At 41.7% G+C, this 16,034-nt stretch carries 15 protein-coding genes; 11 read left to right on the forward strand and 4 right to left on the reverse strand.

Annotation, left to right across the window (positions count from 1 at the left end):
• The first annotated feature begins 528 nt into the window (after positions 1-528).
• On the forward strand, positions 529-1,014 hold the full coding sequence (locus DXA93_RS18455) for a transposase (RefSeq protein ID WP_147399541.1): 486 nt from the start codon (positions 529-531) through the stop codon (positions 1,012-1,014).
• 563 nt (positions 1,015-1,577) lie between these two features.
• Here the strand turns inward: DXA93_RS18455 and tnpC are convergent.
• The 3 genes from tnpC to tnpA all read right to left on the reverse strand — a co-directional run bounded on the left by tnpC (position 1,578) and on the right by tnpA (position 4,020).
• Entirely contained in the window at positions 1,578-3,194 is a 1,617-nt protein-coding gene (tnpC, locus tag DXA93_RS09285; protein WP_118594468.1) for an IS66 family transposase, read from the reverse strand.
• Positions 3,195-3,286: 92 nt separating this feature from the next.
• Positions 3,287-3,631 carry an IS66 family insertion sequence element accessory protein TnpB gene (gene tnpB / locus DXA93_RS09290; RefSeq protein ID WP_118594467.1) on the reverse strand — a complete coding sequence of 115 codons (345 nt, stop codon included), beginning with the start codon at positions 3,629-3,631 and terminating at the stop codon, positions 3,287-3,289.
• Positions 3,625-4,020 (reverse strand): IS66 family insertion sequence element accessory protein TnpA, encoded by a 396-nt coding sequence (gene tnpA / locus DXA93_RS09295; RefSeq protein WP_118594466.1) that lies wholly within the window; start codon positions 4,018-4,020, stop codon positions 3,625-3,627. The genes tnpB and tnpA overlap by 7 nt, the downstream gene beginning before the upstream one ends.
• Before the next feature lie 175 nt (positions 4,021-4,195).
• Here tnpA and dndB point away from each other — a divergent pair, with 175 nt between their 5' ends.
• From dndB to DXA93_RS09325, 7 genes are all read left to right on the forward strand, one after another.
• Positions 4,196-5,266: a DNA sulfur modification protein DndB gene (gene dndB / locus DXA93_RS09300; RefSeq protein WP_118594465.1), complete on the forward strand. Its 1,071-nt coding sequence runs from the start codon at positions 4,196-4,198 to the stop codon at positions 5,264-5,266.
• A gap of 10 nt (positions 5,267-5,276) precedes the next feature.
• Entirely contained in the window at positions 5,277-6,776 is a 1,500-nt protein-coding gene (dndC, locus tag DXA93_RS09305) for a DNA phosphorothioation system sulfurtransferase DndC (RefSeq protein WP_118594464.1), read from the forward strand.
• Positions 6,777-6,779: 3 nt separating this feature from the next.
• Positions 6,780-8,714: a DNA sulfur modification protein DndD gene (gene dndD / locus DXA93_RS09310; protein ID WP_119208128.1), complete on the forward strand. Its 1,935-nt coding sequence runs from the start codon at positions 6,780-6,782 to the stop codon at positions 8,712-8,714.
• A 13-nt stretch (positions 8,715-8,727) separates the two neighbouring features.
• Positions 8,728-9,111, forward strand: a complete 384-nt coding sequence (gene dndE, locus DXA93_RS09315) for a DNA sulfur modification protein DndE (protein ID WP_118594462.1) — start codon at positions 8,728-8,730, stop codon at positions 9,109-9,111.
• Positions 9,112-9,113: 2 nt separating this feature from the next.
• The gene (locus DXA93_RS09320) at positions 9,114-10,265 is read left to right on the forward strand and encodes a cysteine desulfurase family protein (protein WP_118594461.1); all 1,152 of its coding nucleotides are present in this window, start codon (positions 9,114-9,116) and stop codon (positions 10,263-10,265) included.
• 15 nt (positions 10,266-10,280) lie between these two features.
• Complete coding sequence (locus tag DXA93_RS17635; protein WP_147398222.1) at positions 10,281-10,973, forward strand: hypothetical protein; 693 nt, start codon at positions 10,281-10,283, stop codon at positions 10,971-10,973.
• Positions 10,974-11,055: 82 nt separating this feature from the next.
• Positions 11,056-12,144: a U32 family peptidase gene (locus tag DXA93_RS09325; protein ID WP_118594460.1), complete on the forward strand. Its 1,089-nt coding sequence runs from the start codon at positions 11,056-11,058 to the stop codon at positions 12,142-12,144.
• Positions 12,145-12,307: 163 nt separating this feature from the next.
• Here the strand turns inward: DXA93_RS09325 and DXA93_RS09330 are convergent, their stop codons facing one another.
• Complete coding sequence (locus tag DXA93_RS09330) at positions 12,308-13,006, reverse strand: Crp/Fnr family transcriptional regulator (protein ID WP_118594459.1); 699 nt, start codon at positions 13,004-13,006, stop codon at positions 12,308-12,310.
• A gap of 294 nt (positions 13,007-13,300) precedes the next feature.
• Here DXA93_RS09330 and DXA93_RS09335 point away from each other — a divergent pair, with 294 nt between their 5' ends.
• From DXA93_RS09335 to DXA93_RS09345, 3 genes are all read left to right on the forward strand, one after another.
• On the forward strand, positions 13,301-14,167 hold the full coding sequence (locus DXA93_RS09335; RefSeq protein ID WP_118594458.1) for a DUF3100 domain-containing protein: 867 nt from the start codon (positions 13,301-13,303) through the stop codon (positions 14,165-14,167).
• A gap of 3 nt (positions 14,168-14,170) precedes the next feature.
• The gene (locus tag DXA93_RS09340; RefSeq protein WP_118594457.1) at positions 14,171-14,617 is read left to right on the forward strand and encodes a hypothetical protein; all 447 of its coding nucleotides are present in this window, start codon (positions 14,171-14,173) and stop codon (positions 14,615-14,617) included.
• Positions 14,618-14,711: 94 nt separating this feature from the next.
• Positions 14,712-15,899, forward strand: coding sequence for an amidohydrolase family protein (locus DXA93_RS09345; RefSeq protein WP_330426985.1), 1,188 nt, complete (start codon positions 14,712-14,714; stop codon positions 15,897-15,899).
• Positions 15,900-16,034 lie beyond the last annotated feature (135 nt).

Below are 16,034 nucleotides of genomic sequence, written 5' to 3' on the forward strand. Positions count from 1 at the left end.
ATTGTATAATTATGTTACCACAACATAAAAACGAAAGAAGGTGTCCTTAATGAAAAATTAGCATTGAAGAAACTGCTAACTTATATGAAAAGTGTATACAAAATTCCGCAAAAAATCAAGGGGTTATCGGATGAAAGAAAGAGAAAATCTATTCCGTTGTTTAACCTTGTTATGCCTGTATTGATTTTTCTGATACTGCAGTACGAAAGCTTTCATACTGTCTTTTCAGCGCCCGAAAGTATGGGTAGACGGCTGAAAAACTGTATCCGTGGAAAAATCCCAAAAGTCGATGCGGTCAGAGATCTTCTTTCACGAATAGATCCAAAAGAAATCGAGGAAATTCATGCTCAAACGGTTGATATTATAAAACGTAACCGTGTATTTCGGGAAGGAACCATAGGCGGCTATGTAGTAGCAGGCATAGATGGTGTGGAATTGTTCAGCAGTACAAAAAAATCCTGTCCAGAATGCCTGAGCAGGAAGAATGGGGCTGGTAAAACAGAATACTTTCATCGGAGTGTGGTATGTATGACAGTAGGAAAACCACCCCATGTAATCTTTGGACAGGAAATGCTGAAACCGGTGGATGGATCTGGAAAAGATGAAGGGGAACTGACAGGTGCAAAGAGACTTATTCGGCGTTTAAAGAAAAGGCATGGTCATTTTGCGGATGTAATTGTGGCAGATGCGCTGTACTTGAATGCGCCGTTTATCAATGCTTTGAAGGAATGCGGTATGGAAACCGTGATCCGGCTTAAAGATGAAAGAAGGCTTTTGTTTCAGGATGCGGAAAGTATGTTCCAGAGGGATGAGGGGAGAAAAAAGAGTTTTAACATAGGAAAAAAGAGGGTTGAAGTCTGGGATCTTTCCGGATTTGAGATAGCTGGCAGCCCGCATAAACTCCGTGTGGTCCGATATCGCGAAAAATGGGAAGAAAAAGGAAAGGAAAGCGAATGCTGGATGTGGCTTGTGACTACGCTGGAACATGCGGACTACCGAATCTTGTGGAGATGATGAAGCGCAGATGGGATATTGAAGAGAATGGATTTCATCAGTTAAAAACGTATTATCACGCGAAGCACTGTTATTGTCACACAGCGACAGAAGTTATATTTAACCTGATGATCATAGGTTTCAACATGAGAGAACTGTATGTGTATCGACGGGTCCAAACGTTTGAAGGAAGCGGAATCAGCCGAAAGAGTGTAAGCCGAAAGTTCTGTGATGAACTGCTGATAGAAAAAGTAAAGGATATTTTGTATGAAAAAGGTGGATAGAATATGCTGTATAAAAGGAAAAAGAAATAGGTAAAACGGTTCCAAACAGAAAAGGGGGAATTTTGTGCATAATGGTTCTGTCTGTGAGGAAAAAAGGAAAAGTGAATACAGAAAAGGGGCTACTTATAAATATGCGTTGCTAAAAGCGAAATCTCTGAGTAAAAACGGCACTTGTTGACAGAATGATACATATGGGATATACTTAAGTAGGTACTTAAGTATAGTAAGAGCTTTATATTCTAGCGTCAGATAAAACAAATACTTGCGCCATTACTAGACGCAAGCATTTTACTACATTTATTATTTCTGGCAACTCGCTTTCACACTGTCACTCCACGGTGCCAATTCGGATAACTGTTCATCCGTCATTTTGGCATTGGGCCGATGTTCCAGCAGATATTCCAGGTAGCGGTAAACATTCAAACCATTAGCTTTTGCCATCTCTACCATTGTGTAGGTAAGAGCGCTCGCTTCAGCACCTTTTGAACTGGAACTGAATAACCAGTTCTTTCGACCAACGGTAAATGGACGGATCGCATTCTCACTTAAGTTATTGGAAAAACTGCAATGGCCATCTTCCAGATACATCATCAGCGACTCTTTTCGATTTTGGGCATAGTTCACCGCTTTCTCGAAGCGGGTTCCACGGTGGGGACGTTGTTGTTCCAGCCATTCCCAGAATGCATCGAGTACTGGTTTTTCTTTCTGCAGACGGTATGCCTTTCGATGGTCCGGATCCATTTTTCGTTCGGCAGCGATCCGTTCATAATCAAACAGCTTCGTGCAGAACTGGATGCCCTGGACGGTAGCATTGCTGTAATCAAACTCTTTTCCCTTGGGAACAGCATCCACAAAGTATCTTCTCATGTGCGCCCAACAGGAACACCGCTTTACACCGGGCAGATCATTGTATCCTTGGTATCCATCTGTTTCCAGGTATCCGCCTTGGAAGCCATCCAGGAATGCGGCTGCGTTGTACTTTGCGCGAGTCTCTGTGTAATGGAAAAGAATGATCGGCGCAAGCCCATCTTCCCCTGAGCGGAACAGCCACATGAACGATTCTGTTTCCGGATTTCTGCCGGGTTCTTTCAATACCTGGATCCGTGTTTCATCTGCCATCAGATACTTTCTGGCAAGCAGTGTACGATGAAAGTAGTCATACATTGGACGGAAGTAATTCTGTGCGCAGTAGATGATCCAGTTTGCTAAAGCTGCCCGCTTGAAACCGACACCAAGCTGCTTCCAGTCCTGTTCCTGGCGGTACAGGGGCATTGCATTGGCAAACTTCTGGTACATGACCCATGCAGCTGCAGATGGTGATACATAACTGTTCGGGATCAGAGCTTCAGGGACCTCGGCTTTTACAAAAGCAGGGCTGTCTGCCAGTTCCTCTTTTTCCGTACATTCCGGACACTTATAGGTAGTCCGATAAATATTTACTACCTCGCCTTTTGCCGGAGTAAAACGGAATTCATGACGTACGAATTCTTTCCCGATGGCTTCCAGCCTGCTTCCGCATACCGGGCACAGCTGTTCTGCCTCCGGGAGTTCCAGAACTTCATCGCGGGAAGGAATTCCTTTGAACAGCTCTTCGTGGGTGCGCCTTGCTTTTCGCTGATGTTCTGGGACTGTGACAGCGGTGCTTTCTTCTGTCTCCTGTGGATCAGCCGCCTGTTCCGCTTCATCAAACAGACACAGCTGACCTTCGATGTCTTTGCTTTTTTCACTGGAAGTGCCGAAAAGCTTTTTCGTCAGGTAATCGATCTGTTCCATCAGGTTTTTGTTATCCTGACGCAGATCTTTCACAGTTTTCTGCAGGGAACGGTTGAGTTCTGTCTGTGCTGTGAGCAGTGTATTCAGTTGGGTTATGGTATCCTTGTATTCCAGGAGTTTGATCTCTGCCGCGCTGCCTGCCATCATCCCTGCCTCCTTTGTCTTCTGGTCTTATTTTAACATAAAACCGGTGAGAAAAGAAGCAGAAAATCCGGTTGTTCCAGCCGGTTTTCAGATCAGTCCGGCGGTCGGAACGCTTTTGGCTGTTCAATCTCCAGCCCAGACATCAGCCAGTTGAATTGCTGCCAGGTGAGCTGTCTTACTTCCGTACTGTTACGGGGCCAGCGGAACCGCCCCTGTACCTCGATGCGTTTATAAAGAAGTACAAACCCATCGGATTCCCAAAGTAAAGCCTTTACGCGGTCACATCTCTTCCCACAAAAGAGATACAAGGCTTTTCTGCGGGGATCCATATGGAGCTGCTTTTCAACGATAGCACACAATCCGTCGATTGATTTCCGCATATCGGTGTAACCGGTTATAATGTAGAGTTCATCGGCGGCTGTGATATCACCTAACATGGAAGCTCCTTCCATGCAGACAGCAGATGAACAAGCAGCTGGGGATCCGTCCCATTTGGAATCCGCAGAGTAATGCCATGAAAAGAAAGTTCCATAGCATCTGAAGTTCCGCAAATGGGACTTGGATATGTTTCCTGACAAAGCGAAGGCGGCTCCGCTGATGTCAGTTCTACTTTTACAACTTCCTGCCTGGGTACTGATCTGTTCTGAGGTTCCGTTTTCTCCGGAATAATAAGATCAGGATTCTGGCGCAGACGCCGCACCCAGTTATAAAAAGTTCCTGGGTGGATATCGTGTTCCAAGCACCACTGGTGATCAGAAAGACCGCTCTGGCGGCACTGCATGATCAATTGGTATTGTTCTTTCGCTGATATCCGTGGTTTTCTCATTCTGTTGCTCCTTCATAAGAGGTGAAGTGAAACGCTCGCATTTCCAGCATTGATTAGAGAGTAAAATGCTTGCATTTCCTAGCTATAATTATGAAGGTTATTTCAAGCTAGAGCAAGTCATCGAATTAAAAAGCGCTTACTAAGTATATCCTTATTTTCGCTTTATGGAGGAGTTATGGATTTTGTATATAGATTTCCTGTAGTTAGAGGACTTCAAGCCGGGACGGAATATTATATAGCAATGGTTCCATTAAAAATGTTGTCTAAATTGTTTCCGGTAGATGAAGAAGAATTTGTGTTGCCGGAGTATCGAGCACAAAGAAAGTTAAATGAAGCCAGAATTCCAATTATCAGCAAATATATATTGGATAATAGGGATTCCTATGTATTCTCGGCATTGGCAGCATCCATTGATGGTATGTTCTCTTATGAGCCTAGCAGTCAAAATGCAGATGCAGGTGTTTTAGAAGTTTCTATGGATGCCCATTTTTTAATAAATGACGGACAGCACAGAAAATCAGCTATTTTAGCTGCGCTAGAAGAGGATTCTTCACTTGAAGAAGAAACCATTTCAATTGTTTTTTATTCTGATCAGGGTTTGAAACGGAGTCAGCAGATATTTACTGATCTTAATAAAAATGCAGTAAAGACATCAAATTCTATTTCAGAATTGTATGACTCTAGGGATGAAATGGCTGTTGTTACGAGAAATGTTATTTGGAATATTGAATTTTTGAATACCTATACAGATAAAGAAAAGGATATTTTAGGAAAATATTCGTCGAGTCTTTTTACATTAAATACTTTTTACACAGCCAATAAGAGTATTGTGGGTAGAAATGATGTGAGTGAAAGCGAGCACTTCCTTTTGAACTTCTGGACACTGGTAGCAAAACATATGAAATTGTGGCAGGAATTACAAAACAGAGAAATTACGAAAGTCGATCTTAGAGAGAATTTTATTGCAACGCAAAGCATTGTAATTCAGGCGTTTGGCAGGGTTGGAAGTTATTTATATTTACATCAGAATGAAATGGAAAAAACAATGGCTAATATCGAAAAAATAAATTGGAGCCGAAATGCAAGACAATGGTATATGCGTGCGGTTGGTAAAAATGGACGTATTATTACTAATAAAAAAGCAGCATTACTAATTGCAAATGTTATTAAACAGCAGATAGGAATACCATTATCACAAGAAGAATTAAATGCAGAAGAGGCATTGAAAAAAATAATCGAAGAGTAGGGACAATAATATGGCAATTGCGAAAGAACGAATAGACGGATTGATCGTCACAATACAGAATCTATATTTAGCAGATGATATCCCGTGGATGATAGGTTATTCCGGCGGTAAGGATAGTACTGCAGCTGTTCAGCTTGTATGGATGGCAATGGAAAAACTCCCAGTAGAGGAAAGAAATAAGCCGATTCATATTATGAATACAGACACATTGGTGGAATCACCGGTGGTATCAAAGTGGGTAGAGAAATCATTAGAACATATGAGGATAGAAGCTGATAAAAAGAAGCTTCCTTTTGTTCCAGAACGATTGATCCCCGATTACAATAATACTTTTTGGGTGAATTTGATAGGAAGAGGATATCCGTATCCAAGAATGAAATATCGTTGGTGTACAGATCGATTGAAGATTCAGCCAGTAAATGACTTCATTAAGAATAAAATAGCTGAGCATGGTGAAGTGATTCTGGTTCTTGGAACAAGAAAGCAAGAAAGCTCAAGACGAAATAGAACCATGACCAATCTTGAAAAAAAGAGAGTTAGAGAATTGTTGAGTCCAAATCCAACGCTTGCAAACGAATTGGTATTCTCTCCAATGGAAGATTGGACAGATGATGATGTTTGGGCATTCCTGATGCAGTATAAAAATCCATGGGGTTATTCTAATATGGATCTTATGACCATGTATCGAGGAGCTACAGCTGATAATGAATGTCCTTTGCAGGTAGACAAATCTGCTCCATCGTGTGGCAAAAGTAGATTTGGATGTTGGGTGTGTACAATGGTCGAAAAAGACAAATCTATGGAAGCAATGATAGCAAATGATCAAGAGAAAGAGTGGATGACTCCGCTTCTCGAGTTTAGAAATGAATTTGGAAATGAAGATGGCGATCGAGAGAGAAGAAGTTTTCGGCGAATGAAAGGTAACTTGCAGGGAAATTATGGAAAGCTTTTTCATGGACCATATAAGAAAGAGTTCAGAGAACAATGGCTTGAACGATTATTAAGTATTCAGAAAGATATAAATGAAAATGGCCCTGAAGAATTTCGTGAACTTGAGCTTATTAGAATGCCAGAACTAATGGCTATTCGCAGAATATGGGTAAACGACAAACATGAATTTGATGATGCATTACCGAGAATATATGAGCGTGTAATGGGAAAGCAATTTGAAGATCCAAAGTGGATTCATAATGAAAATTTTGAATATGAAGAATGGGAAATATTGCAAAGAGTTTGTCAAGAGATGTATCCAGATGAAAAATTAGCTTTTGAAATGATGTATACGTTAATAGATTTGGAGAACAAAGCATCAGGAGTAAACCAGAGAAAAGGAATCCTTGACGACATTAATAATACAATAAGCAAGACTTTCTATAAAGATGAGGATGATGCAACTCAATTTTATTCAGACATGATGAGTCGTAGAAAAGAACATGGTGGTAAATATAATGAGAAGTTTTTGGATTACCAACCGCTTGAATCTGAATTTGAAGATGACGAGGAAGAATAACTTATGATAATAAAAAAGCTTCAATTACATAATTTTGGTGTATACGCCGGAGATAATGAATTTATTTTTGAAGGAAACAAACCGGTGGTTTTAATAGGCGGTATGAATGGAAGGGGTAAAACAACTTTTTTGGAGGCTGTTCTACTGGCATTATATGGTTCTAATTCTTTTGCATATTCGGAAAGTAAACAGAGATCATACATACAATATTTAAGATCTTTTGTTAATAGAGGATCAGACGATCAAACCTGTAGTGTAGAACTTGAATTTGAAATTAATAACGAGATAAAAGAAAATTATATCGTAAGAAGAGAGTGGGATGCCGTTAGTAAACGAACTAAAGAGCAGATACTTGTATATAAGGATGGGACGTATAATGAATTCTTGACCAACAATTGGCCGATGTTTGTTGAGAATATTTTGCCAAGTGCCTTATCTAGTTTCTTCTTTTTTGACGGAGAAAAAATAGCTGAGTTAGCGGTTGATAATACGAATATACAATTGAAAAATTCCATTCGCTCCATGCTTGGTATATCAGTTCTTGACGTGTTGAGTAATGATATTCTGCGTAACTTAAAAAAAGTAGACAAAATCGGAAGTGAGAAAAAATCCGTAGAGGAAATTCAGGTATTGCGTGAGGAAAAGGAATCGGCAATAGAAGCTCTAACTACTATTGATGCCGAAATAGAAAAAATGAATCAAAAGCTTATCAAGGATAACGATTCGTTAGAGGCATTACATCAGTTGTATACAGCGAAGGGTGGAGATGCAGTTGAAAAGAGACAGGAAACATTAAAAAAGAGAGCTGATTTAATGGCCGAACTATCAAACGTAGAAGATAGACTACATGAATTGATGGCAGATGCATTGCCAATGTTGCTGGTTGAAGATTTAGTGGTTGAAATTAAGTTGCAAGCGACGGATGAGCATACAGACTCGATTATGCAAGAGGCGGTGCTCCAGTTGGATAATATTTTTGAGGATTTTGCTGTAGAGTATTTAGGAGATAAAAAAGCAGGAATAGATTTCATAGAATATGTAAAAAAACATACAGAAGATAATCAGATCGAAACAGTGTATGGTTTATCGGAACAAGCTCTATTTCAAACTAATAATTTAGTTGAAGGAGTATTGAAGAATACTGCGGATGAAACGAAGATAATTATAAAGAAAAAGAAAAAATTAGTGAAGCAAATCAGTGAGTTTGATAGTTATTTAATGCTGGATATTAATGATAAAGAACTGAAGAATATTCATAAGAAAATAAAAGCAGCAGAGCAGGCGATTATCGATGATCAGGTAAAGATTGCTGAACTGGAACAAAGACGTGGTGCAGCAAATTCACGAGTGATGACTGCAACCTCAGAATTTGGCAAGTATATTGAAGCGTATTTATCAACTGCAGAACTTAAAGATAGTTCGGATAGAATTATAAAGTATTCCAATATTGCATTGAATGTTATTGAAAAATACCGGATTGAGTTGCAAAAGAGGAAAACAAATATATTGGCTGCAACAATTACTGATTGCTATTTGAAACTAGCCAATAAGAAAAATTTAATTCAAACGATAGTAATGGATCCGGAATCTTTAGATCTTAGGTATTTATCTGAAAATGGTGCGGAGGTTCCGAAAGACTCATTATCAGCAGGCGAGCAACAACTTATGGTTATTTCGATTCTCTGGGCATTAGCACTATGCTCAAAGAAAAAGTTGCCGGTAATAATTGATACGCCATTGTCAAGATTGGATTCATTACATCGAACAGCGTTGATTACAACATATTTTCCAAATGCTGGAGAACAGACTATTATTTTATCAACAGATTCAGAAATAGATGCAGGGTATTATCAGTTGATGAAAGAAAATATAGGGGATGAGTTTACACTTAACTATGATGAAAATTCAAAGAGCACTCTATCGAGAGAGGTTATTTGATTGGAGCAAAATTATGATACTGAAACAAGTACGCCTGTCACAACAGGCAAAAGATCAATTGTCCCGATTAAAAGGGAAAACGGGAATAAAAAATTGGAATATTCTTTGTAGGTGGGCTCTTTGCTATTCATTAAGTGAGAAGACATTGCCTACAGATATTCCTATTGTGGCTGATAGTAATTTGGAAATGTCTTGGTTCACATTTGGCGGAGAATATTATGAAATATATGAGGCTTTAGTGAAAGCTTGGTGCATTAAGATGAATCTTCCTACCGATGACGATACTGTGGCAAAATATTTTCATCTGAATTTAGAAAGAGGAATTGCGCATCTGTGTGGAACAGGATTCATTAAAAAAGCGGAAGATTTGGCAAAACTTGCAATAAAGGAGAAATAGATATGAGTGTGTACTTAGATTATAATGCCTCGGCTCCGATTGATGAAAGAGTTTTGGATCTGATGGTCGAAGTGTATAAAAATAGTGTGGGTAACGCTGATAGTCGGACACATAATTTTGGTGAGAATGCACGTAGTATTGTTGAAAATGCAAGGAAGCAAGTTGCAAGTCTGCTGCAGGTTAAACCGGATGAAATTTTTTTTACTAGCGGTGCGACAGAAAGCAATAATATCGCAATTCAAGGACTTAAAGAGTATGCGGAAAAAAGTAACAGAAAGCATATTATTACTACTGCTATTGAGCACAAGGCGGTGTTGGAGACAGTAAAGCATCTTGAGTCGGAAGGATTTGACGTAGACATTGTTTCTCCTGATTTAACAGGACGAGTGAGCGAAGAAAAGATTTTGGAAAAGGTTAAAGACAATACTCTTCTTGTAAGCGTAATGCATGTAAATAATGAAACTGGTATTATTCAGCCAGTGAAAGAAATCGGCGAAAAACTGCAAGAAAGAGGGATCCTTTTTCATATAGACGCAACGCAAAGTTGTGGAAAATTGGTAGAAGAGATCAGAAGCATAAAATATGACATGCTTTCTTTTAGCGCACATAAATTGATGGGACCGCAGGGTGTTGGTGTTCTGGTACTACGAAAAAAATCATACAAATTTCCTCCGGTGAAAGCAATTTTATATGGTGGGCAGCAGGAACGAGGCATCCGTCCGGGAACACTACCTGTTGCATTGGTTGCGGGATGTGGAAAGGCATGTGAAATAGCTGAATCTGAATATCAAAGGAATATTAAACATTCCCAAGATCTTAAAAATGAACTGTTAACGGTGCTTGATGAATCTGGCATACAATATCACTTTAATGGAGAACAGAACTATTGTGTCCCAAGTACATTGAATATATGTATTGATGGAGTGTCATCGGAGGCTCTTATGATATCGACAAAACAGTTTTGTGGAGTATCAAATGGGTCAGCGTGCACATCAAAAAGCTATTCCCCGAGCTATGTGTTGGTTGCAATGGGGATTGCAACAGAACAAATCGAAAGCTCTATAAGAATTAGCTGGGGGCCTAATACTGATAAGGAAGATGCGCTTCATAATTTCAAGGCACTATTGGAAATTGCAAAGCAAATAAAGAGTTAGGAAAGAAGGGGCAATATGGATCATAAATTGCATCTAGACTTAGTATATGAGAATAATTTGGATACAGACAAGTTTGCCCGTATGTTTAATAATAAAGCACAAAGCTATAAATTTTACTGGTTTGAAGCAATATTAAACCTAACGAAGACATCAGAAGAAGATCTTTCATTTGAGAATGTAATAGATGAGATGATCTGTGAAGCTTGGCATACAGTGACGCATTATCATCTTCGACTTGGTCCGACAGTTAATGGAAATGCAGCAAATTTTCTGGAACATGCCATTAACACATTAAACAATACTGTGTCAGATTTATCTCAGAATCCGTCAAAAGAAGAATTAAAGCAAGCTATAAGTGAATGTGAAAAGGAATTAAAAAGAGATAAAACTAGATTGACAGACTATGTCCCATATAAACTTTTATATCCATTTTTTGATGTTGAAGGAATGGAAGAGGAACTGTCGTATATTAAGAACGATAAACACAGTAGACTCATTGCATACATGGCAAAGTTATCTGGAGATGAGAATCTTTTCTATACCATTTTGGATGGTGTTGGATTACAAAAGAAAATTCGTATGAATCCTTATTGGAGAAAGTTTTTGCTGCAAAATTTCTCAGTTATTCAGAGAGATGAATGGAGTAAATCGTATAGACGATTTTGTGAAGATGTGTCTTGCAAGAGGTTGGCTGGTTCAGAGACTTGATATTGAAAATCAGCTGGATTTGTATGCTAAGGCGGAGGAAGAGATTGAATTTGAATGAGGCGCAAGCGAAAGGATTTAACTTATGAAAATCACATCAGGCCTCGGCTCCATTGATGACTATCCCCGTTACGTCCGCGCCGGTGCAGACGAGCTGTTCTGCGGTTACGTTCCATTTTCCTGGTCAGAAAAATACGGAACGGTTCTGCCGCTGAATCGGAGAGAGGTCTTAAACTATAATGTACAAATCGGATCGTTCAGTGAACTGGAAATTCTGGCTAATATGGTGCAGAAATATCAGAAGCCGGTGCATTTGACGTTTAATTCACTGTATTACCGGCCGGAGCAGTATGAAGAAATTACGCAGATCATCCAACAGTGCCGCAGCATAGGGTTTGACAGTTATATTCTTGCGGATCCCGCGCTGCTTGTGTACCTGCGAAAAGAAAAGATCGACTGTGAGGTGCATCTGAGTGGGGATTTGGGAACGGTGAATTCTGCGATGACAGAGGTTTTTGCGAAAGAATACCCGAAGAGGATCATTTTCCAGCGCAAAAATACGATCTCGGAAATGCGTGCAGTGATTCGGCATATAACTGCGCAGAAAGAAGCCGCTCGAAAAGAATGGACTTATCCAACGGAGTTCGAGGCATTTGCTTTGAATGAACTGTGCCAGTTCAGTGGTGCTTTCTGCAATTCCCTGCACTGCGATGAAATGGGATATCTTTGCCGGGTTCCTTACTGGAGAAAACCGGTGTCATGTGCCAACAGATGTTTTTCAGAAAACTTTTTGGAAAAGGATATAGCGCCGGACAAGAGAGTTTCAGTTCCGAAAGAGGATTCTGTATTGAAAAATGATCCTGAATTAGAAAGGGATTTGGCATTAGAAAATGATGCTGCATCGGAAACGACGGATCCAATATCAGATGATGGCTATCTCTGCGGCGCAACCGGCTGCGGCCTGTGTACATTAAAACAGCTTTCCGATGCCGGAATCACTCATCTGAAGCTGGTAGGCCGGGGAAATTATACCGATTTTATGGAGCGTGATATCCGAAATCTGCGCCGCACGCTGGAGATTCTGGAGGATTCTTCTACGGAAGAAGAATATATCCGAGCGATGAAAGCAGAGCTTTTTCCAAATGGATGCAGTCACATGTGCTATGCCAGATAAAATATGTCAACTCTTTCTGAAGTAATGCATTTGGGATTGACATATTTTTGTATCAAGGGTTAGTCCTCGAAAGAAAATGTAAGAAAGGCTCTGCGTATGCAGGGTCTTTCTTAATCTAAAGAAATAGTGGAGAACGTAATGAGAAATATTTTTCCAGCACGCTTTAATAATTAACATAGTGATGAATCGTATTCTGCGCCAGATGATACTGCTCCAGCGTCATGGCGATTTTCCCTTTTTTCAGGGAAATCACGCCATCCTCTTTTAGTTTGCTGATCGTTCGTCCCAGCGTTTTTACGGTAATACCGCATTCTTCGTAGAGCTCCTGCCGCGTTTTCTGAATTATGATTTCTTTTTTTCGCTCGATGCCAAGGTGCGCCGCCTGTTTTAGAATGTAGTCGAGCAGCAGGAAGTTTGGCGGATAGAAGAGTCGTGCGCCGCGGTTATAGGAGGAGCGGTACAGCTTGTATGCAATTTTGTGGGCGACCAGCCGCAGAAGCTGAATATCTTTGACAATCCAGTCCTCGAAGTCTTTCCGGGGAAAATAGACAACGGTTGTCTCGGTCAGTGTTTCGATTGTAACCGAAGTCTTTTCCATTCCGGCCAGGATCGTCACTTCTCCGACAAAATCGATCGGTTCGTTCTTTTCGATCATGAAAACATTGCCATTCTGAAATTCATTGATGACGCGGTGCTCTCCTTTGGCGATGATGCCAAACTTTTCCAGTTTATAATCTTTCTGGTGAATAATCGTTCCCGGCGGGTAGACACGGATCGTGTAACGGTTATGCAGTTCTTCCGGCATATGCTCGAAATAGGGGGCAAGTGCCGGAACTTCTTTGATCAGTTCTTCTAGTGTCATATTTTCTCGACTCTCTTTCCTTGGTGCAATCACAAAACCAGTTTTGCGTCTGGCATAGCTCATTTTGCGGTCAGACATCTACTGCGGTGAGTATATCACATTTTTTTTCATGGACGCAATGTCTGACTATGACTTTTTCAAAAAAAGAAAAGAAATCCTAAAAAAGAAGAAAAATTTCCCCGAAAACATCCCATATGTCCTTTTTTTCATACCGCGAATCCGCTAGAATACATCTTGTTCTGCAAGACAGAACAAAAATGAACCATAAAAAGAGCAATGGTGGAGGAGAATGTTATGAAAAAGGAAAAGTATGCGTATTCATCACTGAAAAGCCGTATTCAGGCTGAGTGGAAGATCTATGTTCTGGCATTTGTGTTCATTCTGATCGCAGATTCCATCGGACAGGTCAAGATCCCGCTGGGACCGGGAAACTTTATTTTGTTCCCGATTTTTTATGCATTGATTCTTGGTGTGCTGTCCGGTCCGCAGGTGACTAAAATCGTAAAATCGAAGGAAGTAAAAGCAGCATCAAAACTCGTTATTGTGGCAATCTGTCCGTTTATTGCAAAGCTTGGCATCAATGCGGGAGCCAGCATTGAAACGGTCATTTCTGCTGGTCCTGCACTTCTGTTACAGGAGTTCGGAAACCTTGGAACTATTCTTCTTGCAATGCCGCTGGCACTTCTGCTCGGCTTAAAGCGGGAAGCGATCGGAGCCACTCATTCGATCAACCGTGAAACAAACCTTGCTCTTATCACCGATATGTTCGGACCGGATTCCCCGGAAGCGCGTGGCAGCCTTTCCATTTACGTGGTCGGCGGTATGGTCGGCACCATCTATTTTGGATTTATGGTTTCCGTAATCGCAATGTTGAATATTTTCCATCCGTATGCTCTCGGTATGGCCTCCGGCGTTGGAGCCGGCATCATGATGGCGAGCGCCACCGCTTCACTGACCGAGATTTATCCGACGATGGCGAACCAGATCTCTGCACTTGCCAGCGCCAGTGAAACGATTTCCGGTATCGACGGAATTTACATGGCTATTTTTGTCGGTATTCCGCTCTGCAACTTCCTGTATCGAAAACTGGAACCGACGCTTGGAAAATTTGCAGACAGAAGAGCAGAAAAACGTGCCGCAAAAAAGAAAGGGGAAGCATAAGCGATGAGATATATTGAATGGGGATTCTTATTTTTACTGTCCGGTCTTGGAATCGGACTTGCCAATCTGGTTGGATTTCAGGTAAACTTTCTGGATTCTCTTCCGGGGATTCTGATTCTGCTGGCGATTTCTTGTGTCGGTGTTGTGGTAAGCAAACTGATTCCGCTGAAGCTTCCGATTGTAGCATACGTTTCCATTCTCGGCCTGCTTGCTGCATCTCCAATTTCACCGGCAAGACAGTTTGTGATCGACGCAGTCGGCAAAATTAACTTTACAGCTCCGCTTACCATGGTAGGTGCGTATGCCGGAATTTCCATCGGCGACCAGGTAAAAACCTTCGCAAAACAGGGATGGAAAATGATTCTGATCGGCGTCTTTGTTATGACAGGAACCTTTATCGGTTCCGCTGTGATTGCACAGGTTGTCATGATGCTGACAGGAACGATTTAAACACTACGCAAGAGAAACAGAGCCCGGCTCTTCCCAGACAGAAAATGGGATGAGGCAGGCTCCTGCTGTTATAGAAAAAGAAAGGAAACCAGTTATGGGAAAACTGATCGTAACGAATACCTCTGTGCTTCTGCACGATATGACAATCGCCAGAGGGCAGATCGTCGAAACAGAGAACGGGATCATTTCTGCCATCCGTCCGTATCAGGAAGGAGAAGAAATAACGCTCTCCGGAAATAAGGAAACTGAGCTTCTTGACGGAAGCAGAAAGCTTCTGATGCCCGGTCTTTGCGACAGCCACATGCACACGGGGCAGCAGCTTTTAAAGGGACAGATTCTCGACGCGCTTCCGATGATCTGGACGCGCATTATGCTGCCGTTTGAGAGTACCCTGACGCCGGAAAAGATGGAACTTAGTGCCGAACTTGCGGCATTGGAGATGATCAAATCCGGAACGACGTCGTTTGTGGACGCAGGAAGCTACTTTATGGAGAGCGCAGCAGATGTCTATCTGCAGTCCGGGCTGCGTGGCCTGTTATCTGCATCTACCATGGATGATGCGTCACTGCCGGATGTTATCCGCCATACCGCCGATCAGAATGTGGCGCAGACAGATGCGCTGTATGACGCGTACCATGGAAAAGGGAACTTAAAAGTCGCCTATTCTCTTCGGTCTTTGATCAGCTGTACAGAAGAGCTGATTTTAAAGGCAGCCGGTCATGCGAAAGAGCGTGGCGCCCTGCTGCAGGCGCATATGAACGAATATCCGAACGAGATCAATTTCTTTCTGCAGCGTTTTGGAGTGCGGCCAATCGAGTACCTGGAAAAGCTTGGTGTGCTGGATGAGCGTTTTCTGGCGGCGCACTGCATTCTGCTCTCGGAAAATGAGAAGGATCTGCTGAAGAAGTATGAGGTAAAAACATGCCACTGCCCGTTCAGCAACTGTGGAAAAGGAGTACCGGATACGCCGGCTCTTTTGCAGCGCGGCATCACCGTCGGCCTTGGAACGGATGGCGCGGCGCATGGAGGACTCAGTCTCTGGAATGAGATGAAAATTTTCCGTTCCGTGATGAACGTCGGACGCGGTGTCGGTATCAGCGAGGCGGCAGTCATGCCGGCAGCGAAAATCCTCCGCATGGCGACACAGGGCGGATATGACTATCTGCATGAAACGGCGGAAGTATCGCTGTTGGAAAAGAGGCGGACTTTATCACGATTTCGCTTCGCCAGCCGCATCTGTATCCGACCGGAAATCTTGTCAATACACTGCTCGAGTGCGTGACAGCAGCGGATGTCTGCGACAATGTAGTACATGGGAAGACTTTGATGAAAGACCGTGCCGTGCAGACTCTTGATGAAGCACGGATTCTTGCTAAGGCAGAGCGGTATTTTGAACAAGCTGAAAAAATTACACCAT

This window comes from Blautia sp. OF09-25XD (assembly GCF_003482095.1).
Classification (GTDB): Bacteria; Bacillota; Clostridia; order Lachnospirales; family Lachnospiraceae; genus Fusicatenibacter; species Fusicatenibacter saccharivorans.

Bases quoted from the DNA above. Each gene is read 5' to 3' on its own strand.
- DXA93_RS09340 (WP_118594457.1), top strand. From the start codon at position 14,171: ATGAGATATATTGAATGGGGATTCTTATTTTTACTGTCCGGTCTTGGA.
- tnpB (WP_118594467.1), bottom strand. From the start codon at position 3,631: ATGTTAGGTGATATCACAGCCGCCGATGAACTCTACATTATAACCGGT.
- DXA93_RS09335 (WP_118594458.1), top strand. From the start codon at position 13,301: ATGAAAAAGGAAAAGTATGCGTATTCATCACTGAAAAGCCGTATTCAG.
- DXA93_RS17635 (WP_147398222.1), top strand. From the start codon at position 10,281: ATGGATCATAAATTGCATCTAGACTTAGTATATGAGAATAATTTGGAT.
- dndD (WP_119208128.1), top strand. From the start codon at position 6,780: ATGATAATAAAAAAGCTTCAATTACATAATTTTGGTGTATACGCCGGA.
- DXA93_RS09345 (WP_330426985.1), top strand. From the start codon at position 14,712: ATGGGAAAACTGATCGTAACGAATACCTCTGTGCTTCTGCACGATATG.
- DXA93_RS18455 (WP_147399541.1), top strand. From the start codon at position 529: ATGACAGTAGGAAAACCACCCCATGTAATCTTTGGACAGGAAATGCTG.
- DXA93_RS09325 (WP_118594460.1), top strand. From the start codon at position 11,056: ATGAAAATCACATCAGGCCTCGGCTCCATTGATGACTATCCCCGTTAC.
- dndC (WP_118594464.1), top strand. From the start codon at position 5,277: ATGGCAATTGCGAAAGAACGAATAGACGGATTGATCGTCACAATACAG.
- DXA93_RS09330 (WP_118594459.1), bottom strand. From the start codon at position 13,006: ATGACACTAGAAGAACTGATCAAAGAAGTTCCGGCACTTGCCCCCTAT.
- DXA93_RS09320 (WP_118594461.1), top strand. From the start codon at position 9,114: ATGAGTGTGTACTTAGATTATAATGCCTCGGCTCCGATTGATGAAAGA.
- dndE (WP_118594462.1), top strand. From the start codon at position 8,728: ATGATACTGAAACAAGTACGCCTGTCACAACAGGCAAAAGATCAATTG.
- tnpA (WP_118594466.1), bottom strand. From the start codon at position 4,020: ATGAGAAAACCACGGATATCAGCGAAAGAACAATACCAATTGATCATG.
- dndB (WP_118594465.1), top strand. From the start codon at position 4,196: ATGGATTTTGTATATAGATTTCCTGTAGTTAGAGGACTTCAAGCCGGG.
- tnpC (WP_118594468.1), bottom strand. From the start codon at position 3,194: ATGGCAGGCAGCGCGGCAGAGATCAAACTCCTGGAATACAAGGATACC.